At 38.0% G+C, this 22909-nt stretch carries 20 protein-coding genes; 7 read left to right on the top strand and 13 right to left on the bottom strand.

What is annotated here, in order from left to right:
- Position 1: 1 nt before the first annotated feature.
- The 5 genes from LVD15_RS18550 to LVD15_RS18530 are packed head-to-tail and all read right to left on the bottom strand — an operon-like array spanning position 2 to position 6183.
- Complete coding sequence (locus LVD15_RS18550) at positions 2-1882, bottom strand: chemotaxis protein CheA (protein WP_233776705.1); 1881 nt, start codon at positions 1880-1882, stop codon at positions 2-4.
- A 12-nt stretch (positions 1883-1894) separates the two neighbouring features.
- Positions 1895-2920 (bottom strand): chemotaxis-specific protein-glutamate methyltransferase CheB, encoded by a 1026-nt coding sequence (gene cheB, locus LVD15_RS18545; RefSeq protein ID WP_233776704.1) that lies wholly within the window; start codon positions 2918-2920, stop codon positions 1895-1897.
- Positions 2921-2925: 5 nt separating this feature from the next.
- Positions 2926-3282 (bottom strand): response regulator, encoded by a 357-nt coding sequence (locus tag LVD15_RS18540; RefSeq protein ID WP_202243433.1) that lies wholly within the window; start codon positions 3280-3282, stop codon positions 2926-2928.
- Between the two features lie 17 nt (positions 3283-3299).
- Positions 3300-3842 carry a chemotaxis protein CheW gene (locus LVD15_RS18535; protein ID WP_233776703.1) on the bottom strand — a complete coding sequence of 181 codons (543 nt, stop codon included), beginning with the start codon at positions 3840-3842 and terminating at the stop codon, positions 3300-3302.
- Entirely contained in the window at positions 3820-6183 is a 2364-nt protein-coding gene (locus tag LVD15_RS18530; RefSeq protein WP_233776702.1) for a methyl-accepting chemotaxis protein, read from the bottom strand. Before LVD15_RS18530 ends, LVD15_RS18535 begins: the two co-directional genes overlap by 23 nt.
- Positions 6184-6610: 427 nt before the next feature.
- On the opposite strand from LVD15_RS18530, the gene LVD15_RS18525 reads away from it, so the two are divergent.
- The gene (locus tag LVD15_RS18525; protein ID WP_233776701.1) at positions 6611-7300 is read left to right on the top strand and encodes a peptidoglycan DD-metalloendopeptidase family protein; all 690 of its coding nucleotides are present in this window, start codon (positions 6611-6613) and stop codon (positions 7298-7300) included.
- Here the strand turns inward: LVD15_RS18525 and LVD15_RS18520 are convergent.
- Both LVD15_RS18520 and LVD15_RS18515 read right to left on the bottom strand, forming a co-directional pair.
- Complete coding sequence (locus LVD15_RS18520; RefSeq protein WP_233776700.1) at positions 7290-8111, bottom strand: universal stress protein; 822 nt, start codon at positions 8109-8111, stop codon at positions 7290-7292. The genes LVD15_RS18525 and LVD15_RS18520 overlap by 11 nt on opposite strands.
- 63 nt (positions 8112-8174) lie before the next feature.
- On the bottom strand, positions 8175-8720 hold the full coding sequence (locus LVD15_RS18515; RefSeq protein ID WP_233776699.1) for a Dps family protein: 546 nt from the start codon (positions 8718-8720) through the stop codon (positions 8175-8177).
- Positions 8721-8979: 259 nt separating this feature from the next.
- Here LVD15_RS18515 and LVD15_RS18510 point away from each other — a divergent pair, with 259 nt between their 5' ends.
- Positions 8980-9849 (top strand): formate/nitrite transporter family protein, encoded by an 870-nt coding sequence (locus LVD15_RS18510; protein ID WP_233776698.1) that lies wholly within the window; start codon positions 8980-8982, stop codon positions 9847-9849.
- Here the strand turns inward: LVD15_RS18510 and LVD15_RS18505 are convergent.
- From LVD15_RS18505 to LVD15_RS18480, 6 genes are all read right to left on the bottom strand, one after another.
- Positions 9842-10912: an alanine racemase gene (locus tag LVD15_RS18505; RefSeq protein WP_233776697.1), complete on the bottom strand. Its 1071-nt coding sequence runs from the start codon at positions 10910-10912 to the stop codon at positions 9842-9844. The two genes, LVD15_RS18510 and LVD15_RS18505, sit on opposite strands and share 8 nt — an antisense overlap.
- A gap of 2 nt (positions 10913-10914) precedes the next feature.
- Positions 10915-12069, bottom strand: coding sequence for an alanine racemase (gene alr / locus LVD15_RS18500; protein ID WP_233776696.1), 1155 nt, complete (start codon positions 12067-12069; stop codon positions 10915-10917).
- Complete coding sequence (locus tag LVD15_RS18495) at positions 12062-13222, bottom strand: amidohydrolase (RefSeq protein ID WP_233776695.1); 1161 nt, start codon at positions 13220-13222, stop codon at positions 12062-12064. Before LVD15_RS18495 ends, alr begins: the two co-directional genes overlap by 8 nt.
- A 16-nt stretch (positions 13223-13238) precedes the next feature.
- Entirely contained in the window at positions 13239-13679 is a 441-nt protein-coding gene (locus LVD15_RS18490) for a GNAT family N-acetyltransferase (RefSeq protein WP_233780986.1), read from the bottom strand.
- Positions 13680-13736: 57 nt separating this feature from the next.
- A complete protein-coding gene (locus LVD15_RS18485; protein WP_233780985.1) occupies positions 13737-15170 on the bottom strand; it encodes a sodium:solute symporter family protein in 1434 nt (477 codons plus the stop codon).
- Between the two features lie 106 nt (positions 15171-15276).
- Positions 15277-15762 carry a MarR family winged helix-turn-helix transcriptional regulator gene (locus LVD15_RS18480; RefSeq protein ID WP_441708369.1) on the bottom strand — a complete coding sequence of 162 codons (486 nt, stop codon included), beginning with the start codon at positions 15760-15762 and terminating at the stop codon, positions 15277-15279.
- Positions 15763-15887: 125 nt separating this feature from the next.
- On the opposite strand from LVD15_RS18480, the gene LVD15_RS18475 reads away from it, so the two are divergent.
- The 5 genes from LVD15_RS18475 (at position 15888) to LVD15_RS18455 (ending at position 22907) form a co-directional block, all read left to right on the top strand.
- Positions 15888-16547 (top strand): DUF4159 domain-containing protein, encoded by a 660-nt coding sequence (locus LVD15_RS18475; protein WP_233776693.1) that lies wholly within the window; start codon positions 15888-15890, stop codon positions 16545-16547.
- 117 nt (positions 16548-16664) lie between these two features.
- Complete coding sequence (locus tag LVD15_RS18470) at positions 16665-17042, top strand: BlaI/MecI/CopY family transcriptional regulator (RefSeq protein WP_233776692.1); 378 nt, start codon at positions 16665-16667, stop codon at positions 17040-17042.
- Positions 17035-18825: a TonB family protein gene (locus LVD15_RS18465; RefSeq protein ID WP_233776691.1), complete on the top strand. Its 1791-nt coding sequence runs from the start codon at positions 17035-17037 to the stop codon at positions 18823-18825. The genes LVD15_RS18470 and LVD15_RS18465 overlap by 8 nt, the downstream gene beginning before the upstream one ends.
- 274 nt (positions 18826-19099) lie before the next feature.
- Positions 19100-21520: a glycoside hydrolase family 31 protein gene (locus tag LVD15_RS18460; protein ID WP_233776690.1), complete on the top strand. Its 2421-nt coding sequence runs from the start codon at positions 19100-19102 to the stop codon at positions 21518-21520.
- Between the two features lie 10 nt (positions 21521-21530).
- Positions 21531-22907: an alpha-amylase family glycosyl hydrolase gene (locus LVD15_RS18455; RefSeq protein ID WP_233776689.1), complete on the top strand. Its 1377-nt coding sequence runs from the start codon at positions 21531-21533 to the stop codon at positions 22905-22907.
- The last annotated feature ends 2 nt before the right edge of the window (positions 22908-22909 follow it).

Genomic DNA, 22909 nt, shown 5'->3' with positions numbered 1-22909 from the left:
TTTAATAAACTTTTTGATTAGCTAGAGTAGCTGTGAAAATCATATTATTTATGGAGGCGATATTAAGAACCGGGCACACCTTACCATTACCCAAAATTGTTACCCCACTCAGTATTTTGATATTATCTAATGGCTTAAAAAGAGGCTTCTCTACAATTTCTTTTTGCTGTAACAGCTTATCTACTACCAAGCCAATAGTCCTGCCATTATGAGAAACAATGACTACTGGCAATTGAGCCTCTGCATGTAGATCATCGAAGCCTGATTGTAAAATTCTCTTTTTGTTCAGGTTCTTGCCATTGCTTAAATCAAACAAATCCTTAAGAAATACTATGGAAATTGTTCTACCCAAGTAAGTGCTTACTAAGCCATTACTTAATTTATGAAGATCCTTCTTATACAGTGACACCACTGCCTCCGTATAAGATAGAGGTATAGCATAAGTCTGCTCCTCCAGCATACATAAAAGAGTGCCTTTTACGGCCATAGAAGCAGGTAATTTTAATCGGATTGTGGTTCCTTCATTCTCTTCTGTAGTTACTTTTATGTTACCTCCAATGGAGTCGGTGGCTTTTTTTACCACATCCATCCCTACACCTCTACCACTAAGGGCAGAAACCTGCTCTCTTGTAGAAAACCCTGGTTCAAATATCATCAGCAGGATCTCATCCATACTCATAAGAGGTAGCATCTCCTGAGTTATCAGTCCGTTTTCTATAGCTTTCTTTTTAACTTTTTCGATATCTACACCTTTTCCATCGTCTTTAATTTCTATTACCACACCATCACTGTCATTAAAAGCACTTAGAGAAATCACTCCTTCCTCTGTCTTATTATGAGCTTCACGTTCTTCTGGAGATTCTATTCCATGACTTACCGAATTTCTAATCAAGTGAATTAATGAATCACTTATAATCTGTAATATATTTCGATCTATTTCTGTATCTACCCCTGAGAGCTCAAGCCTTACCTTTTTACCTTCAAGATTAGCGGCATCTCTCACCACTCTATGAAACTTATTGAATAAAAACCCAACTTGTACTAACCGCACATCCATAACCGAATACTGCAAGTCAGAGGATATTCTATTTAATCTGGAAAATTCATTAGAATGAGCACTTGTACTATATGATGCCAATATTCGATCCCTTTCGATGATAAGCTCACCAACTAGATTTAAAAGGTTATCAAGCTTTCTCACAGGTACATGCACCAAATCAGAAACTACTATTTTGGAATCAGACGAAGGCAAATCCACTTCTTCCTGCTCTTCCTCCTCCTCATTAAGCACCTCTTCTATTACTTTTAAAGGCTCTGGGGCGGATTCTTTAGGTTCAGATTCTTTAGACTTAGTTTCTTTAGGTTCGGATTCTTTAGAGTCCTCCTTCTTCTTAGCATTAGAAGGAGCAGTCTTTTTACTCTTATTTTTTGACTCTTTGGGTTCTATAGGTTTAGTTTCTTCTGCTTTTTCTGATGTAGCTTCATCAGAACTTTCAGCAGTTGCCCTCTCTATTATTACTTTAAGCTTGGTCTGTATTCCCCTAAACTGAACTTTTTGTCCTGTTTTTATGGCTCCTATTAGGGCTTCCAAAACATCTACTGCCTTAAATAGTGCTGTAAATATTTCACTATCCAGCTCTATTCTCTTATTTCTCACCTCACCGAAAAGATCTTCCATTACATGGGTAAGTGAGCTAATCCCTTCGAACCCCATAGCAGTGGCATTGCCTTTCATAGTATGAGTAATTCTAAACAGCGTGTTAATATGAGCAGAATCGGTAGGCTTTTTTTCAAGCTGCGTTAATACTCTATTAATCTCTTCAAAATTCTCCAGAGCCTCTGCTAAGAAAATCTCTTTGTACTCTTCATCGTTTGATTTCATAATACTGGTTGGTTAACTAAAACAGCTGGTTACAAATCCTGGTATTTCATCAATGTGTACTACATAATCAGCAGCCTTTGCATCAACTACTGCCTTTGGCATTCCATAGACTACACAGCTCTTTTCATTTTGCGCTATAGATAGGCCTCCTTGCTCTTTAATCTTGCAAATCCCTTCCATGCCATCTTTCCCCATTCCTGTCATTATCACTGCTATGGCTTTGTTCTTATACACCTCTGCTACTGAAAGAAAAAGACAGTCCACTGAAGGATCATTAAATTCTTTAAACTTCCGCTTCTTTTTACCGAAAAGAATATGTCCTGATGCCTTATCCGTCATTATTTCGGTATTGAACTCCCCAGAACAGAGGTAGACATAGTTCGGCTGCAATCTCTCACCTACTTGTGCTACTTTCACATTCAGGTTTGTTAGTGCATTTAATCTCAGAGCAAATGATTCTATAAACCTTTGCGGCATATGCTGAGCTATAACAATAGGTACAGGGAAATTTGCCGGGAGTCCTTTTAAAAAGGTCTCTATTGCTCCTGGTCCTCCTGTAGAAGCACCTACGGCCACTATTTCATAGTTTAGGAGATCATTAAAAGTGTGCTCCAGATCATTTCTCGCCGGAGCTGCCTTTTTTAGTGTACCTACATCTACACCTACAGCGGCTTTTACTAAATCAATCAACGGCTTATTAAAACCTAATCCTCGCTCGCTCTTGGGCTTATCTAAAAACTCAAAGGCTCCCAGTGCCAGCGCTTCAAACACCTGAGTGCTTTTTCTTTCAAGTGAACTCAGCACTATAATAGGAACAGGACTCTGCTTCATGGCATTTTTCACCAAATACAAGCCATCGTATTCGGGCATAACCATGTCTGTTATTACCACATCGGGTTTTTTGAGTTTAATAGCTTTGAGCCCTTCGTCCCCATTTTTAGCTGTGCCTACCACTTGCACCATTCCGGCTGAACGCAAAACATCAGAAATACGTATTCGCATAAATCCAGAATCTTCTACGATCAGTGCCTTAATCATAGAAGTTAAGTTTTTGCTATAGCCGCAATAAGCTGCTCATTAGTAAATGGTTTTACTAAATAATCAACCGCTCCTAAGGATATACCCTCATTAACCACAGACTCCTGACCTACAGCACTAATCATAATCACTTTAGATTTAAGGCCTTCTTCTTTGTATACCTTTAGGATGTCAGTTCCTATCATATCTGGCAAAATGTTATCCAGGGTAATGAGGTCTGGCATAAGATCAAAAGCCATGTCTATAGCTTCTTCGCCATTAGCAGCCTGGCCTATTACATTATAACCATTAGCTTCCATAGCATCTTTAATGATTTTCCGCATATAGAGCGAATCATCAACAATTAATACATTCTTAGACATATTGATTTAATTTAAATTCATACAACTGATTGAGCTACAGCATTCATTTCAGATTCTGTAACTATTTTCAAAGTATCGATCATGATGATGAGCCTTTCCTCTCTTTTAACAATACCTTTGATATAATTCTGCTCCATGGAAGAATCATGAATAACATTCAGACTTTCTTCTATTTCATTTTCATACACGGTGAGTGTATTGGGAACATCTTTAACTAATACCCCCATCTTGAACTCTTCACTCTCAATTACAAGAGTGAAATTCTTTCCTCCAAGCGTTTCATTAGGATCCTTTTTGAATCCGAACTTTTTCTCCAAATCCAATATGGCGATAATGTTTCCTCTTATATTGGCTACTCCCAACACAAAATCAGGAGTTTGAGGCATTCTGGTGATACTAGGCGTAATCACTACTTCTTTGATCTGATCTATATGCATAGCAAACTCTTCATTTCCTTGCTTAAAGACCACAATCTGTAATGCTTTACCCTTTTGCTCAGCCTCTTTTTCTTTAGGCTGAGCATTTTTTTTAGTGGACTTATCTTCTTGTAAACTCTGCATGATTTTTCAATTTGAATTTGTTAACGCGTTGTTTTAACTCAAGAGATATCTGTGTAAGTTGGCTGCTTGAAGCAGATACATCTTCCATAGCTCCATTAAGTGCAGCTGAGGATGTAGCTATTTCTTCAGTACCGGCGGCCGTTTCTTCCGCAACTACCACTATCTGTTCTATATTCTTAGCTACTGTATCTACAGATGATTTCTGAGATGAACTGGCCTCTTTTATGAACTTACTTAGTTCTAATGTTTCTGTTGATGAAGTAGCTATTTCTTCGAAAATCTTTTCGGCTTCTTTTGTAGCTCCAGAGCCATCTTTCACGCTGGAAGTCATAATCTCAATGGCCTTAGAGGCTGACTGCGTGTCTTTCTGAACATCACCTATGATCTTCTCTATATCCACCGCAGATTTCCTTGAATCTTCAGCTAGCTTCCTAATTTCCTCTGCCACTACAGCAAAACCTCTTCCTGCATCTCCGGCTCTGGCAGCTTCTATAGCAGCATTTAGTGCCAATAGATTAGTTTGAGCGGCAATATCTGTAATGACATTCAATGTTCTGCCGATTTCTTCGGCTCTCTCTGTAAGAATTTGAATAGACTGAGAGGTTAGTGAAGCGGAATCATTAATACCGTTCATATTGTTCACAAGGTTCTTTATCATTTTCAGACCTTCCTCACAACTATTCACCCCTTTTTCTGCAGCTCTGTTAATGATATCCGACTTTGTTTCCATGCTACTTGCAGACTCTAAAACCTGCTCAGTAAGCTTAGAAGACTCATCTGTTCTCTGGGCTTGGTCTTGAGCACCTTTAGCCATTTGAGAGATGGCAGAGGCCATTTCAGCAGTATTATTCTTCATCCCGTCTGTCCTGTCCTTCATATTATCTGCTGCACTAGCCACCTGCCTGGCACTCTCATCAATAGTACCTAATAATGCATTTAAGTTCTCTATTGCCACATTTAAGGCATCACCCATTTCTTTTACATAGCCATCAGAATCTTCACTAAACTGCTGTGTAAGATCTCCTTGTGCCATTTCACCAATTATCTTGCTTACCGCTAGTACTGGTAATTTTACTTCAGAAATATCAGCAGCTATTTTTATCACTTTTTCTATGTCACCCTTAGTATTTCTTACAGGAGTATATGCGGCCTGTAACCATACTAACTTACCATCTTTTCTCACCCTGGCGTACTCACCATTCTTATTCATTCCATTCGCCAGATCTCTCCAGAATTGGGTATACTCATTAGTAGAAGTATATTGTGAATCACAAAAAATGCGATGGTGCTCACCTTCTATTTCTGACTGATCTTTATACCCCATTGTTTTGAGAAAATTCTCATTACAAGATACTACAGTTCCATTGGGTTCAAATTCTATATAGGCCCAACCTGCATCTACCGCCTTTTTGATATACTCACCTTGCTTTCTTGCCTCTACCATATCAGTAATGTCAGAAGCAATTTTAATCACCTTCACTACACGCCCTTCAGCATCACGCACTGGAGTGTAAGACGCATTTATCCATACAAATTGGCCCATGGCAGTTATTCGCTTAAACTCACCTGCCTGTATTTTACCAGCTCCTAGCTGATTCCAAAACTGTTTATATTCATGTGACTCAGCATACTCCTTATCGCAAAAAATACGGTGATGTTTACCTGCGATTTCTTCCGGAGTACTATAACCTAAGACATCTAAAAAATTCTGATTTGCAGTAATAATAGTTCCATCTGGTTCGAACTCTATAGAAGACCAACCTGTATCTACACTAGACTTCAGGTGCTCCATTTCTATTTGCCTTCTCTGCATCTCTTCCTGAGTAGCAGCAAGTTCTTCCATATTTTGCCTTAGCTCTTCTTCCTGAGCCTTAGACTCTTCTAACTGATCCTGAAACTCCTCCTCGAGCTTCTTACGCTGACTAATATCTTGAATAAAAGCTGTGTAGATTTTCTCATTATTATTTACGCTCTCGCTACGGGTAAACCAAACATCAACCAACTTCCCCTCTTTCGTTTTGATTTTTGACTCCATAGACACTCCGTTTTCAAGCTCATGAGCATCCATATCTACTTCATCTTCGGCAGGTGTAAGAATAGATGTAGGTTGACCTATAACTTCACCTCTTTCATAGCCAAATAACTCTTCAGCCGACTCATTAAAGTATATTATCTCCTCTTTTGAGTTAGTCATTATTATTGGGAGCGCAGCTCCCTCCATCACCTGTAAAAAATCTACATGTTCTGTAGTATTTTTGACAGGCTTCACCGAAGTAACCTTACCATTGCTGTTCTTCTTAGTAGCAATTTCTTCTTTTTGTTCCTTTTTTTCGAGTGCCATTTTTTTATCAATTTTGTTCCAAAAAGTGGATTTTTATTCCATTGATGTATTACAAAGGTATCTTTTGAAGGCTCTCATTCAATCGGTAGAATTTCGTATTTTTATGTATCATTGATACCCTTAAAGAGAATCAGGGAATACCCTGAATCATGCTCAGGGTCATCTCTTAAATCACCACAAAAACTGAATTAATCGACTGAAATACATAGTAAATCTATGATAGTAAGGACGTAGTTATCCATTCAAACACTACTACCCTGAGAGATAATGGCAGTGTTCTTTTAGGTGTTTGGCCTATCAATTGTCTATAAATAATGTTGAGCTTGGAAAGGATTAGATTCAGCGGCATTCAAACTTAATGCTTCAAAATTGCTATTTCTGATGTTTGTTTGCTTAATTTGATCCTTAATGCCCTAGCGATTTTAAAATGGAGAGTTTAGAAACAATCTTAAATAAATATACCCAAGACTTTGCTCCTGTAATGCCATATAATATTAACAGAGAGAGGGTTTGGTTAATCAACTTAAGTGAAAGCAACGAAGAGATAGCAAAACTTAATAACACACAAAAGCTTGATGCCTATATTCAAAAGCAAATAAAGGTTAATAATTATAAAACCGCTATTGGCGGGTATGGAGAAGACAGGGTAATTTATAGAAACAACAACGTTTTTGATGGGCCTGATCAGGAGGCGCGCTCTATTCACTTGGGAATAGACATTTGGGATGCCGCTGGCACGCCTATACACTCGCCACTAGCTGGACGAATCCATAGTTTTGCCGATAATGCTGTGCCTGGAGATTATGGCCCCACTATAATTGTAGAGCATGAGCTAGAAAATCATACTTTTTACCTACTCTATGGCCATTTGAGTAAAACGTCATTAGAGGGCAAGTATATTGGTAAAACCATAAAAAAAGGTGAGCAAATTGCCACCCTAGGAGCTTTTGAAGAAAATGTGCATTGGCCACCTCATTTACATTTTCAGATCATAAAGGATCTACAAGGCAAGCAAGGAGACTATCCAGGTGTGGCTAAACCTTCAGAAAAGGACTTTTATCTAAACAATTGCCCTAATCCTAACTTGGTTTTAAACTTATCTATCCTTAATAAATAAAGACCGGGAAGCTGCTTTCTGCCACTAGTTTCTCTACTTGGCAATCTTTAAAGCTAGATGATTTACCGTGCCTGTTAACTGCTACACATCCAGCCTTTTTCTTGGCTGCATATTCCATAATGGTAGCTTCTTTATCATCACTATCTACCACTTCTAATGAGGTAGACGGCATTTCATGTTTAATCAGAAACTGCTTCAACTCTTCTTTATTCCACAGTTTTTTATCCTTGCGATAATTAACATGGATAAAATGCCATTTTGAAAAGAGGTTTTTAGTGAGGTTGACAAACTTATTAAAGTTGTCATTGAGGTATGAATCTTCGTCCATAGAAACCAAAATACTTTTGGCTTCAGTAAGTGCATCTACATGCTCATTACAGACCATAACGGGACAGCCTAGCCTGATGATATCGTTTGCCCTTCTGTTTTGACAGAGCGTATCACCTATGCTTAAATGACCATTTAGCCCCATAACTATGATACCGATGTTTTTATTCTTGAGCTGTTTTTTTATACCTGAAGCAAAGCGGTCTATTTTTATCTCAGAAAAAACATTGTTATTAGATGAGCCTACATTATGCACCAACTCAGTGAGCTTACCCTGGTTTTCTTTTAATAGGTTAATTGATGAACTCAACACATCCTCAACATGCGTATTTTCGTTTATCTTGTCATCTGGTGGGGGAATAAAGTTAACAAGATGAATGTTGGTATGTAGTCGGTTAGCCAATCGGACTGCGTTATCAATTCCATATTTGGCAGCCATGGTAAAATCAACTGGTACTAATATTTCTTTTCCTCTAGCATCCATTGATTAAAAAGTTAAAGGCTACGCACACGTAGCCTTTGGTTATCTTGAACTAATCTAAGCCTTTTAATCCTTTGATGCAAATGCTGTGAACATCCAGTGACTTTTTTCCATTTCTTCTACAAAACCATTAATCATATTTTCTGTACCTACATCACCTACGTCGATAGCTGCGTCAGCCACATTAACCATATAGCCTAAAAGTATTTCAAAATCATTAAGAATTTCTCTCACCATAGACATACCCTCCATGTCAGATCCGGTTTCTTTGATTTCACTATTTTCTAAATACTCCTTTAAAGTACTCATAGGTGTATAACCGAATACTCTAATTCTCTCAGCTATATCATCAATATTTAGTTTTGCCTGATTATATTGTTCTTCAAATTTTTCATGAATATCGAAAAAATCAGGGCCTTTTACATTCCAGTGATAATTTCTCAATTTTTGGTAATGAACATGGTAGTTAGCCAAAAGTTGATTAAGTGTATTCACTATTTCTGCAGTTTCAGGCTTTGAAAAACCTAATTTTTTGTAAGCCCAAAGTCTACTCTTCTTCTCTGTTGAATTATTATCTTTCTTCTCTCTTTTTACTTCTGTCTTTACGCTCATAACTATTAATGTTTTTTTGACATTAAAGGGGCAAGAACCATACTAAAACAGCGAATATTGATCTAAAAAAGGCATAAACGACCGCTATTTAATTTAAACCCAGATCTAGCAGTTGATTTATAGGCTAGAACGATACTTACAATCATTATAAATCTTAAGAAGTGAGTAGTGGAACATACTTTATGTGGAAAAATTTACACGATCATAATCAAAACAATTTATCGCTTTAAGAGATTATATTCATTCAAGTAATTAATATATGGGCATTTTTAATTTTTTAAAACCGAAACCTCAGAAGGTGGAAGACGTGAGTAATGAGCCAAAAAGCATTTATCACATTTTTCAAGAGCAGATTGATACAGGTATGGCAGAACACAAGCGCTCTCCTATGGGTCTCTTTGTTTCTGCTCTTGCCGCCGGTCTGGAGGTAGGCTTTACCCTATTTTTAGCCGGAATCATGTATACTCTATTGCATGATCAGGTGTCAGAAGACATTATGCACCTCATTCTTGCTATATCTTATCCTATCGGTTTTATTTTCGTGGTTATTGGCAGGTCTGAGTTATTTACAGAACATACCACGTTGGCAGTTATTCCTGTATTACAAGGAGCAACTAACTTTAGAAGCTTATTAAAACTATGGGGCGTTATCTATCTTGGCAATTTAATTGGCGGTTATATTATGACCTTTATATTGGCCTATTTGGGGCCTGATATGGGTATTATTTCACAAGAAGCCTTTTATCATTTGGCGCATAAACTTACTAAGTATGACTGGGTGATTATTACAGGAAGCAGCATATTGGCCGGTTGGCTAATGGGGCAACTTTCCTGGTTAGTAACCTCTTCGCAAGAAACCATTAGCCGTGTAATTATGGTCATTCTCATAACAGCACTTATAGGAGTTGGAGGCTTGCACCACTCTATAGTAGGGTCTATTGAAGTGCTTGCCGGGGTGCTGGTTTCTGACAAGCTTTCAATGTTAGACTATTTTCATTTTCAATTTTTCACTACCGTAGGTAATATTATTGGAGGGGTAGTATTTGTATCAATCATTAAGTTCAGTGCTATAAGACTTAGCCTAAAAGGGAGCAAAGAAAACATCACTGAAAGCAAAAAGACTAAATAATCTTTTTGTCGATATAATCAGAATTAAGAATACTTAAAGCGCCCATATAGCGAAGTTTGAATGAAAGCAAGTCACCTACCTGATAATTTCCGGTAGTTTGCCCAAGATCAATAACCAACATATCACTACTTGCACCGGTGACTTCTAATTTGGGGTCATCGGGAATAAGATACTCAGGTGAAATATCTAAAAGACCAATATCTATAATAGCCCTGTAAGATGTTTTTCCATAGTCTTCCTCATTAATTTGCATCAACTCTCCAGATGGATTCTCTGCCAATTCTCCTATCGGCACTTTTGGTTTCTCATAAAGCTCTATTATCTCTGCATAGAGTTTAAATACATCATCTTTCATCCCTTCTACTGTTTTCATAGTAAAAAGGTTAAGACCGAAGTATAAAATCTCACCTACCCTGAAATGATTGATTCCCATAGGCCTCATTTCTTTAAGCAACAGCGGAATAGTAACTGACGTACCTCCAGATACCCATGGTATATCTCTATTAAATTTAGCCTCAATCAGCTGCTTATAAAGGCTCAGCTGAATTAATTTATCTTGAGAAGGCATCACGCCATGCAAGCAATTAAGATTGGTGCCAATACCAGTAATATTAATATTAGGAAGCTCGAAAACTTTAGCATAAAACTCTATCACGTTTTCGCCTAAAACGCCTTCTCTCAGATCACCCATTTCTATCATGATAATGATCTTATGCATTTTGTTTTGCCTTGCCGCTTCTTCTGAAAGTAGCTTAATAGTGGTAAAACTAGAGTTAAAGCTTACATCAGCATATTTCACTACATGTGAGATGCTTCTTTTAGCCGGAGGTTTAATATACACCGTTTGCACAGTAGGGTCTATCTTTTTAACCACCTCAAGATTACTAATACGAGAGTCATGGATTTCTTTCGCACCCAAATTGATCACCTCTCTTATGTAATCTTCATTTCCACATAATAACTTAGTAACTACTCCCCATTCGATATGTCTTTCCTTAAAAAGCTTCTCTAAATAGCTGTAGTTATGTTTTAGTCGGTCTTTATATAATTCTAAAAAAGCCATTGTTATTTTATTATTCGTGGTATATCCAACGGCAAGCGGGTAAGTAGCTCATAATTCAATTGGTTACTCATTTCACCAAACGAAGCCACGGATATATCAACATTATCTTGTTCTCCAATTAAAATCACAGGAGTTCCTCTCTCAACATCAGGTATTCCGGTTATATCAATCATCATCATATTCATATTTACCATTCCTACTACTCCTACCCTGTTTCCATTCACTAATACTCTACCCTGATTACTCAAAGCTCTTCCATAGCCATGAGAGTACCCTACAGGTACTATACCTACTCGCATGTCATGATGAGCCAAAAAGCTGGTTCCGTAACCAATAAAATCTCCCGTTTTTACTTTTTTCAAACTCATTAGACTACTACTCCAGGTAATCACCCTGGTTAAAGGATCATGCTTGGTAGCATCTTTTGATTGACTTAAATAGTCTATCAATATTTCTTTGCTGGGCCAAAATCCATATTGTAAGATTCCTATACGTACCATATCCATTTGAGTCTTGGGATACGCCATGGCGGCCGCAGAACAGGCTGTATGTCTTATGCCTGTGTCAATTCCATTTTCTATGAGTAATTTACAAAGTTTATTGTATTTATTTATTTGTTTTTTTACTCTTACAAAGTTAGCTACACTTTCAGCACCTGCATAATGAGTACATACACCACTTATTTGCAAATGTTCTTTATTGGCTTTTACCAGCTCAATAAACTTTAACAGATCCTTTTTATTAAAACCTGTACGATTGAACCCTGTCTCCAATTCAACATGAATGCGCGCCTTTTGTTTTATTTTTTTAGCCACTTCAATAGCTATAGCTCCTCGCTCCTGATCAAAAACAAAAAACTCTATTTGATTTTTTATGGCCCACTCTATATCATCATCATGGATATGGCCCATGATCATAATGGTACATTCAGAACCTGTTATTTCATAAACTGCCCGAGCTTCAGTAGCACTAAAAACAGAAAAATGGTCTACACCACATTTTTGTAGCAAGGGAATCATTTGTTTTATGCCATGTCCATAGGCATTTCCTTTCACTACAGATGATAGCCTTACCCCAGGCTTGAGGCGGCTTTTAATAAAATCAATATTGGCAGACAATGCGTCATAATCCAACATGATCAATGAAGTATCATGCATCGGCCTTATTTAAAAGGTTATTAATAATGTTATAAAAAACGGTGACACCAGTAGCAGTTATATCATCGGGAAAATCATAGTCAGGGTTATGCAAATCGGGGGTATCAGCACCAGCTCCTAAACCGAACAAAGCTCCCTTACATGATTGGGTAAAGAGGCCAAAATCTTCACTCCATCGGAAAGGTTTATCTTTACCAATAATATCATTACTTACAAGAGATGCTGCCTCTGTAATCATATCTACAGCTTTAGGATCATTAAGGGTAGAACTAAAGCTTTCTGTATCAGAAACCTCTACTTTCAGCCCATATTTCTCACCTAATCTATTAGCAAAAGCCACAGCAGCAGCTTCCATTTTAGCTAAATCGCTATCTTCATACGCTCTAATGGTAGTCATAACTACCGCTTTACCAGGCGTAGTGCCAAAAGCCCGCTCTCCTAAACGAGAATGCACCACGGTAGCTAAACAGAAATTCTGTAAATTTTCCGTATGAGAGGTAAGTTCATTCAAATACAACTGTAACTCAGACATAGCTCTCAAGGGGCTATTACCATTATGAGGCTCAGCCGCATGCGAGGTTTTACCAATCAGCTCAATAATTAACCCTTTTGAAGCTGCGGCAAAAGTACCTTCTTTTAGTATAATCTGATTTTTAGGATACCCTGGCAGGTTATGTAATGCAAATATAAAATCAGGTTCTATCTGCTTATACTTAGCATCATTAAGCATCCATTGAGCTCCTTGTCCCGTTTCCTCTGCCGGCTGAAAAAGTAGCACTACTCTACCATTAGCAGGCCGTTTGTCATGAAGTAGCTTGGCTAAGGCCGCGACCATAATCATATGACCATCATGCCCGCACTTGTGCCCTTTATTTTCATATAAAGAGCGATGGGGCACCTTATTAATTTCATGAATAGGCAATGCATCTAACTCAGCCCTAAAGGTAAGCGTAGGCCCTGGAGCAGTGCCGTTATAAATAAATGCTAAACCATATCCTCCAATTTGATCAATAACTTCATCAGGACTATAGTTTTTTATGAAAGCGGTTATTCTTTCTGCTGTATGCTGCTCCTCTCCAGAAACTTCAGGGTGTTGATGAAGTTCATACCTCAACTGCTGCAGTTCTTGCAGGAATGAATCTGTTAAAACCATTTTATAATATACAGGCTTACTTTTGAAGCCTCATTTCTAAATACTTATTAGTAAAACCAAGTTTCTCGTATAAAATTTTGGCAGGATTATCAGGCTCCACATGCAGTGCTATGGCTCCTTCTGCATGAGCAATGGCTTTATTCATTAATTCTTTACCAATGCCTTGTCCTCTATAATCACGATCCATAGCTATATAAACCAATATATTTTCTGGTATATATCCTTTCATGCCGGTTCTGTTTACTACCACGGCACCTATTACTTTACCATCTTTACGGGCAGTAACTACAAACCCGCCGGGGGTAACGCCTGTATTCAAAGCGTAATCAATTGCTTTTGAAATATCTTCTTTCGGATCCCCATACTGATCCAAATGCTTAAACAAAAAATTAGCCACCTCTTCTCGTTGAATGAGCCCTACAGTGTTGGCAGGTCTGAGGATATTATACTGAATCATATATTGTGTGTCTTTATTTATATTAACTTGTACTTTATTCATTAGTTTAATTTAATTCTACCTTCTGTTTTTTCTCACTGTGTTTACTGTAAAAAACACTAAAGCAGAGGCTGCTATTCCATAGATATTGGCATCAAGGTCAAATGGTAATTCGGTAGACGTAAGAATTAAAACCAAGGTGACCACTCCTCCGGTTAGCATAGCCGAAAATGCAGCTAATGAGCTACTATTTTTTATAAACAATGCTACCAGAATCGGCACAAATAAGCCTGAAACCATAAACGCATAGGAATATAACATAAGTTCCAATACATTTTTCATATAGGTTGCCAAAATAAGTGCTGCTACTCCTACTACCAGAGTAAGTACCTGAGAGGTTCTTAATATGCTCTTATCACTTTTGTTTACATGGAAGTATTTGCCAAAAACATCAGTAAGCAAATTACCTGATGCGGCCATTAGGCAGCTGTCTGCCGTAGACATGATTGCTGAAAAGTAAGCCGACATCATTAACCCCATAAGTCCTACAGGTAGCACCGTTCTTAGTAATAGCGGTAATCCCATTTCTGCATCTAAAGAAGCAACAGTTTCATAGCCTAAGTGTTCAAACATACCTTGTTCTGCACCCACACGAGCGAAAAGACCTAATAGCACTCCCATAAAAGCCATAATGGGCCACTCGAATAAACCAGCAATAAACCAGGCCTTTTTAGCATCCTTTTCGCTTTTACAACTATAAATTCTCTGATATAAGGTCATACCTACAAACCAGATAGGTATTATGGTTATTCCCCAATTCACAAAAGTTTGCCAACTTAGGTTAGTCATAGAAAGGTAATCAGCCGAAAGCGTCTGTTCTATGGCACCATAGCCACCAATAGCCGTATAGCCTAAAGGCAAGCCAATAAACACCAGCCCAGACATAAGTATTATCCACTGAATGGTATCTGTATAAATAACAGCTTTCATACCGCCCATTACGGTATATACTATAGCTATAACCCCCATTATTATAAGAGCCATATTCATATCTAGCTCTACAAATGAGGCTGAAGCCAACTTAGCTCCAGCTAATATTTGAGAACTAGTGAAGCCTAAATAACCAATCGCTGAAATTATACCAGCCAGCAAGGCCACATGCTTATTATAATGATGTCCGAAAATTTGAGGAAAGGTTAGCAGATTTAAATCCTGCGACAGCTTGCTCACTTTAGGTATAAGCACCACGGCAGCCAGCCATGCTCCTATGAGTCCTGTAAATAGCATCCATGAGCCGGAAATCCCCATAGTAAAACCCAGGCCTCCTAAACCAATAGAAAAGCCTCCGCCCACATCAGTAGCCACTACTGAAAGTCCTACGTGCCAAGGGCTCATGGTTCTTCCTCCTACGTAATAATCATCTGTGTTTTTATTTTTCTTTAGGAAGAAAAAGCCTACACCTAACATCAGTAGCATGTATACGGCAAAAATCACCAGATCAATTGCGTGCATATGGAAATTATTTTCTACAGAAACTAATTGGCTGCAAAAGTATGGATATGAGATGATAAATGCCATTTTTTAGGCATTCAATAAGGATTATACCATGAAATCTATGCTATTTATCTGTTATGGGCTCTACATCATCGGTTCCATACAACGGATTTGGCTCAATATCCTGAATTCCTATCACTTCAATAACCAATTGAAAGGCCTGTTCTATCTGTTGCAACTTCTTGGGAGTAAGATTAGAAAGTTTAGCCGTTAACTCATCATGCATAAGCTGCGGAGTACCACTTAGTGTCATTTTACCTTGCTCGGTAAGCAGTGCATATACTATTCTCTTATCTTTAACATCCTGCTCTTTACTTAAAAGTCCTTTCAGGGTAAGCCGGTTGACTATACCTGTGACAGTGCTATTGTTTAAATTAAGATACTTTGATATCTGCCCATGGGTAGCCTTACATCCCTCCTGCCGCTGTAAATACTTTAGAGTGAGCAACTGAGGCATACTTATACCATAATTTTTCTGTATCCTTTTCGATTCCAGATTAACATGGCGAACTAGTTTCCTTATATTTATTATGACACTGGTAGAATCCAAAACTGTTATTTTACTTCAAAATTATCGGTTTGTTTGGTTTTGACCAACTGCACTGATATTCAATAAAGCGTCAAAAACTTTTAGAGTCTACAAAAGATTATTTTATTTTACAGTAAGATATGCCTATGAAAAAGATCATCACATTTGCGTTACTCGTTATTTTATCAGGAACACTACACGGACAGAATCAGATAAAAATAGCCAAACTAAAATATAATGGAGGAGGCGACTGGTATGGTAACAAAACCGCTTTACCTAACCTGATTGATTTTTGCAACAAGAACCTCAACACCAATTTATACGCGGAAGATGAATTTGTAGAAGTAGGTAGTCCTGATATTTTCCTCTACCCTTACCTATATATGACTGGGCATGGAAATGTGGTTTTCACCGATAACGAAGCACAAAACCTAAGAAAGTATCTGGAAGCAGGTGGCTTTTTACACGTTGATGATAACTACGGCCTCGATCAATTTATAAGGTTAGAAATGAAGAAGGTGTTTCCTGAACTGGAATTTGTAGAACTGCCCTTCGACCACCCTATTTATCATCAAAAATATGATTTCCAAAATGGTCTACCTAAAGTGCATGAGCATGATGGTAAACCCGCTCAGGGTTTTGGCCTAATTTATAAAGGCCGCTTAGTATGCTTCTATAGCTATGAAAGTGACTTGGGCAACGGCTGGGAAGACCAATCCATTTATAACGATCCTGAAGAAAAAAGGCAGGAAGCACTGAAAATGGGTGCTAACATCATCTCCTACTGCTTCACCCAATACCAATGATTTACAGTCTGTTATCATATTAGAAGAAATTTCATATCTATATTAACTAAATTTATAGTTGATAAACTAAATAATTAGTTTTATATTAGCTTTCATATTCGCGAATAATATAAACAAATGAAAGAACTAACAAAAGCAGAAGAACAGGTGATGCAGATTTTATGGCAGCTAAAAAAAGCATTTGTAAAGGACATTATAGAAAAAATGCCAGCCCCAAAACCTGCCTATAATACTGTATCTACCATAATCAGAATATTAGAACAAAAAGGTTTTGTACATCATAAAGCCTACGGTAAAACCTACGAATACTACCCTATTATTGAAAAAAGCAACTACAGTAAATTTTACTTTAATAACTTTCTTTCAGGGTATTTTAATGGTTCATTTGAAAAGTTGGTATCCTTTTTTGCTAAAGAAAATGATCTTGATATCAATGACATGGATGAGCTTATGAAGCACGTAAAACATGACCTAAAACAAGAAAAAGATGAATAGTATAATTAGCTATTTTGCAGAAGCCAACATATGCCTATTGGCATTTGGCCTCTTCTACTTCTTCTGTCTCAAGAAGGATAATCATCATATTTTTATAAGATTTTTTCTCATTGGGTCAGCCGTTTTAGCAGTAGTTTTACCTCTACTCCATTTGGGTAACTTTATGACTGAACAGAGCACCAGTGGCTCTGGTGTGATAAAAAGCATTCAGAACACATTTGTACTACCAGAACTAATAGTAATAGGCAATGGAGACAATATCTCCTTCTTATCTACCCTTAGTTCCTATAACTGGTGGAACATTCTTTCTATACTCTATTTATTAGTAAGTGTTATTCTGCTTACGGTCTTTTCATTCCAGATATGGCAAATACTGAGGCTTAGTAAGATAAAAAAGGCTTTTAAACAAGAGGATTTCACTTTTATCCCTACGGATGGACAGTTACCCACCTTTGCCTTTTTCAAACTACTCTTCTATGACAACAGTGTGAAGTTGAGTGATGATGAAAAGCAAAAGGTTATAGATCATGAACTGGTTCATATCAGGCAAAAGCACAGCTGGGACATCATGCTTTTTGAGCTAATCAAAATTATTTTCTGGATTAATCCTGTAGCCTGGATCTTTAAGGTGAGGTTACAAAACACGCATGAATACCTTGCCGATAAGCATATAATAAAAAACACATCTAAAGAATATTATAGTCATATACTTGCTAAAATGACTCTAAACCAAATGAGCCTGGGGCTGGCACACCATTTTAACAAATCATTCACTTTAAATCGAATAAAAATGATGAACACCCCAGTAACTAAATTCAAAACATGGAAATGGCTAGCCCTAATTCCTATTGTTACCATACTATTTATTAATATTAGTTGTAACGATGATGTAGCAAACGAGGTAACAGATGCTATGTCTACGGCACACCAAAGTGAAGTACCAGCAGACCTCCAACCGGAGCTTGTCAAACTTCAAGAGAAATACCCTGATGCAAACTTCACCTACATGGAAACTGACTCAGAGAATAATGAATCCATGAACAAGCTAAAAAGCCTTGATCCCAAAACTATTGCATATATTAAAGTATATAAAGACCGAGGCATGATCGGAGTTATTGTCAATCAAAACGGTCCTTTAGAACAAATAGCTGATGCTGCCAATGGACAAGACGATGATGTATTTACAATTGTAGAAGACCCTGCTATGCCAGATGGTGGTTATGACAACCTATATCAGAAAATAGCTCAAACCATTCAATATCCACAACAAGCCAGAACTGTTGGTATAGAAGGAAAAGTATTCGTTCAATTTGTTATTGATGAAAACGGAACACTTACTAATCCTAAAGTAGTGAAAGGAATAGGTGCCGGCTGTGACCAGGAAGCAATTAGAGCAATAAGCGCTACAAGCGAGGAGATCACCTGGAAGCCAGGCATGCAACGAGGTGTAAAAGTTAAACAAAAGTTGGTTCTGCCAATCACTTTCGCCTTGGATGACAATGATGATAACCAATCAAGCATAAACTTATACGAAATGTTTAACAGTGGAGAAAGCCAAATAAAACTAGACATTAAACATGATGGCCTCACTGTATATGGCACCGTTATGAACAGAGAAGGCAAACCGCTAGCTGGTACCAACATAGTAATTGAAGGTACTAATCAAGGATCAGTATCTTCAATCGATGGCTCATTCAAGATAAAACTCAACACTCCAAAGGATAAACTAATTTTTAGCTTTATGGGTTTTCAAACGACTAGCTATTCCCTTGAAAAATGCTAGCTCACCTATTGCCTTCAATAGCCCAATTAAATTTAACTTTTTAACTGGGTAAACTAACTTACCTTTATCAATACTCTTATAAGAAAAGCTCCAGATTTGGAGCTTTTCTTATTTTATCATTTTCTTGATTTCTCTTTGCAACCGAAAGCGCAAACGTTTTCGTAACTTTTTAATAGCCATACACTCTTTAATCAATGATTTTACATTACATTAGACCACATAAAATCATGAATAAACACCTTTTCTGAGGTATCATTTTAAACGCTACTACTATATGCTTTCAACAGTAAACACTCAAAAAATAACGGGTGATCATGGCATGGGAAAATTGCTGAATTATAGTCAGCAAGCCAATGGTATAGAGGGCACCACCACGCACGCTTCTTTTCAAATCACCATCTATACTGCTCACATTTTCAGAATACATATTACAGCTCAGCAAGAACCGAACACCAACCCGTACTCTGTAATTACACAGCCAACCGATATCGATTTTAAAGTAGAAGAAAATGATGAACAAGTCATTATAAGTACTTCAGAATTGGTTTTGCAAATTGATAAAGCAAGCACCAGGCTTTCTTTCCTCACTACAGATGGCAAAACAATCAATGAAGATGATACTTTTGGCACCTCCTGGATAGGTGAACAGGTTACGACCTATAAGAAACTTCAGGAAGGTGAAAGATTTATAGGCCTGGGAGAAAAAACCGGCCCCTTAGATCGTCGAGGCCATGGCTACCAGCACTGGAACACTGACTACTTTGGCTACCCGGAAGACGCAGACCCTTTATATTGCTCTACCCCTTTTTATATTGGCATACATAACCAGCTGAGTTATGGCATCTTTCTAGACAACTCGCACAAGACTCATTTCAATTTCGGAGCTTCTAACAGACGCTTCTCCAGCTTCTCTGCAGATAGTGGTGACATGGACTACTACTTCATCCACCATGAGGAAGTAAAAGATATTATAAGCTCATACTCGCACCTTACCGGACGCATGGAGCTTCCTCCGCTATGGAGTATTGGCTACCAGCAATGTAGGTATAGTTACTATCCGGATAAGGAAGTACTTAATATAGCTCAAAATTTTCGTGATAGAGAAATTCCAGCTGATGTGATAGTCTTAGACATCCACTACATGGATAACTACAAAATATTCAGTTGGGATAAAGAAAAATTTGCCAATCCTCAGCAAATGTTACAAAAGCTCAGAGATATGGGCTTTCACGTAGTAGTAATGTGTGACCCTGGCATTAAAATAGAAGAAGGTTATCCATCATATGAGGAGGCTAAAGACAAAGACTTATTCTTAAAATACCCTGATGGCTCTTTATATGAAGGGCAGGTTTGGCCGGGCTGGTGTCATTTCCCTGACTTCACAAAAGAAGAAACCAGAGTCTGGTGGAAAGAGCAGTTTGCTGCTTATACTGACTTAGAAATAGATGGCTTTTGGAATGACATGAATGAGATTGCCACCTGGGGTCAAAAACTACCTGACCTTATCCGCTTTCACTTTGAAGGAGAAGAGTCTACGGCCCGAAAAGGTAGAAATATATATGGCTTCCTTATGGCCAAAAGTACTTTTGAGGGTTCCAAATCACTGCTCAATAATAAAAGGCCTTTCGTACTCACTCGCGCCGGCTTCTCTGGCATTCAGCGCTATGCTGCTGTATGGACGGGAGACAACACGGCCAGCGATGAGCATATGATGTTAGGAGCCCGACTGGTAAATAGCATGGGGCTAACCGGTATTCCTTTCGCCGGTTATGATGTAGGTGGTTTTGTAGGTAATGCCAGCGAAAAACTATTCGCCAGATGGATTCAAATTGGAGCCTTCTCCCCTTTCTTTAGAGGCCATAGTAACATTAATACCCGAGATGCTGAACCATGGGCTTTTGGAGAAGAGGTAGAAGAGATTTCCAGAAATTACATAAAACTGCGCTACAGACTTATTCCATATATCTATAGCCTGTTTTATGAGGCCACACAAAGCGGTGTACCTTTGTCTCGCAGCCTGGCGATAGACTATACTCATGATTCAAAAATCTATGAACAGAACTATCAAAATCAATATTTATTTGGTCCAGCATTATTAGTAGCTCCTGTAGAAAGCACTAAAGACTTCACTAAAATATATTTCCCGGAAGGTGATTGGTACCACTTCTTCTCTGATGAACTCACCCAGGGCGCTCAAGAGAAAATCATAGAATGCCCTTTCGATGTATTACCTCTATTCGTTAAGGCATCATCCATAATACCTATGGCTCAAACTGTAAAAAACAACACAAACACCTTAGGAGACACCATGGAACTACATGTTTACTATGGAGAAAACTCAAATTCATTTGAATATTATGAAGATGATGGCGAAACCTACAACTATCAGGATGAGAATTATTGCTTAAGAAAAATTCACTTTTCACCTAAACGAATAGAAATTTCTAAACAGACAGGAAAGTACTTATCTAAATTTTCCACCATTAAGCTCTGTCTTCATGGTTTTAAAGATCAATCATTTATAGTAAATGGTAAAGAAATCAAGGCAAATGAAGAAGAATATCGCTTTATTGAACCGGTATCTAACTTTGATCCTATTTATACAGAACCAAACACTGTTCCTGAAATTAAAGCACTTAAAAGCATAGAATTCACTAATACTACAGAGGCCATCAGTATTCAATGGTCTAAATAATTAACACCTCATGAAACAATCATTATATATAATCACACTACTTACACTCTTTATTGGTGCTTGCCAAAAAGACACCTCAAAAGAGACAAAAGGCGATCAGGTTGAATCACCGAAGTCAACTGCTATCACCTTTCCTGAAAGAGCAAAAGACATGACTATCTATGAAGTGAACGTAAGGCAGTTCACTCCTGAAGGCACCTTCAATGCATTCTCAGATCATTTACAGGAGCTGAAAAACCTTGGTGTAGACATGCTTTGGTTCATGCCTATTCAACCCATTGGTGAGAAAAACAGAAAAGGGCCGTTGGGCAGTTATTATTCCATACAAGACTATAGAACCATTAACCCAGAATTTGGCACTATGGATGACTTTAAGGCTCTGGTAAAAAAGGCCCATGATATGGATTTTGTAGTAATACTAGACTGGGTACCTAACCATACCTCTTGGGATAACCCCTGGATCACTTCTCACCCCGAATATTATGCAAAAGATAGCTTGGGTAACATCACTTATGAAGCTGACTGGACAGACATAGCACTACTTGACCATACCAATCCTGATACCAGAAAGGCCATGATTGATGAAATGGAGTATTGGATTAAAGAAGTAGATATCGATGGTTTCAGATGTGATCATGCAGGCCATGAGATCCCCTTATACTTCTGGGAAGAAGCCACTACTAAGCTTAACCCATTAAAAGACCTTTTCTGGTTAGCGGAATGGGATCAACCCAGAATGCACCTTGAGTTTCAGGCAACTTATAGCTGGGGTTTACTGCACCTTACAGAGGCCGTAGCTAAAGGAGAAGAGCCTGCTGAAGCCTTAAATACTTTCGTTCAAAAAGATCTGGCCGAATATGGAAAAAAGGCCTACAGACTAACCTTAACTACCAATCATGATGAAAACGCCTGGTCAGGCACCGTATTTGAAAGATATGGCGAAGGTCACAAAGCATTTGCCGCATTTGTATTCACAGCCTATGGTATTCCGATGATCTATAGCGGTCAGGAAGTAGGCATGGATAAGAGATTAGCCTTTTTTGATAAAGACTCTATTGACTGGTCTGATCCTAAAAAACTTAAGCCTTTTTATAAAAAACTGGTTCAAATACGTAAAGACAATCCAGCTCTCTGGAGCGGTGAATATGGTGCTATGCCGGTTATAATACAGGATAAAAATGACCATGTGGTGTCTTTCTCCAGAACCAAAGATGACAATAAAGTGATATCTATCATTAACTTCAGCGATCAAAATCAAAGCATTACCACCCCTGGTAGCGTAGCTGGTAATTATAAAGATTACATTTCAGATGAGGAGTTGGCACTGCAAGCTGATGGTCAATTAGAACTTCAGCCATTTGAGTTTCATATTTTAATAGCCGAATAATT

This window comes from Fulvivirga maritima (assembly GCF_021389955.1).
In the GTDB taxonomy this organism is placed as follows: Bacteria; Bacteroidota; Bacteroidia; order Cytophagales; family Cyclobacteriaceae; genus Fulvivirga; species Fulvivirga maritima.
Note: the sequence above shows the minus strand (reverse complement) of the source record. Positions and strands in the feature narration are given on the sequence as shown.

Bases quoted from the DNA above. Each gene is read 5' to 3' on its own strand.
- LVD15_RS18550 (WP_233776705.1), bottom strand. From the start codon at position 1,882: ATGAAATCAAACGATGAAGAGTACAAAGAGATTTTCTTAGCAGAGGCT.
- cheB (WP_233776704.1), bottom strand. From the start codon at position 2,920: ATGATTAAGGCACTGATCGTAGAAGATTCTGGATTTATGCGAATACGT.
- LVD15_RS18540 (WP_202243433.1), bottom strand. From the start codon at position 3,282: ATGTCTAAGAATGTATTAATTGTTGATGATTCGCTCTATATGCGGAAA.
- LVD15_RS18535 (WP_233776703.1), bottom strand. From the start codon at position 3,842: ATGCAGAGTTTACAAGAAGATAAGTCCACTAAAAAAAATGCTCAGCCT.
- LVD15_RS18530 (WP_233776702.1), bottom strand. From the start codon at position 6,183: ATGGCACTCGAAAAAAAGGAACAAAAAGAAGAAATTGCTACTAAGAAG.
- LVD15_RS18525 (WP_233776701.1), top strand. From the start codon at position 6,611: ATGGAGAGTTTAGAAACAATCTTAAATAAATATACCCAAGACTTTGCT.
- LVD15_RS18520 (WP_233776700.1), bottom strand. From the start codon at position 8,111: ATGGATGCTAGAGGAAAAGAAATATTAGTACCAGTTGATTTTACCATG.
- LVD15_RS18515 (WP_233776699.1), bottom strand. From the start codon at position 8,720: ATGAGCGTAAAGACAGAAGTAAAAAGAGAGAAGAAAGATAATAATTCA.
- LVD15_RS18510 (WP_233776698.1), top strand. From the start codon at position 8,980: ATGGGCATTTTTAATTTTTTAAAACCGAAACCTCAGAAGGTGGAAGAC.
- LVD15_RS18505 (WP_233776697.1), bottom strand. From the start codon at position 10,912: ATGGCTTTTTTAGAATTATATAAAGACCGACTAAAACATAACTACAGC.
- alr (WP_233776696.1), bottom strand. From the start codon at position 12,069: ATGCATGATACTTCATTGATCATGTTGGATTATGACGCATTGTCTGCC.
- LVD15_RS18495 (WP_233776695.1), bottom strand. From the start codon at position 13,222: ATGGTTTTAACAGATTCATTCCTGCAAGAACTGCAGCAGTTGAGGTAT.
- LVD15_RS18490 (WP_233780986.1), bottom strand. From the start codon at position 13,679: ATGATTCAGTATAATATCCTCAGACCTGCCAACACTGTAGGGCTCATT.
- LVD15_RS18485 (WP_233780985.1), bottom strand. From the start codon at position 15,170: ATGCACGCAATTGATCTGGTGATTTTTGCCGTATACATGCTACTGATG.
- LVD15_RS18475 (WP_233776693.1), top strand. From the start codon at position 15,888: ATGAAAAAGATCATCACATTTGCGTTACTCGTTATTTTATCAGGAACA.
- LVD15_RS18470 (WP_233776692.1), top strand. From the start codon at position 16,665: ATGAAAGAACTAACAAAAGCAGAAGAACAGGTGATGCAGATTTTATGG.
- LVD15_RS18465 (WP_233776691.1), top strand. From the start codon at position 17,035: ATGAATAGTATAATTAGCTATTTTGCAGAAGCCAACATATGCCTATTG.
- LVD15_RS18460 (WP_233776690.1), top strand. From the start codon at position 19,100: ATGCTTTCAACAGTAAACACTCAAAAAATAACGGGTGATCATGGCATG.
- LVD15_RS18455 (WP_233776689.1), top strand. From the start codon at position 21,531: ATGAAACAATCATTATATATAATCACACTACTTACACTCTTTATTGGT.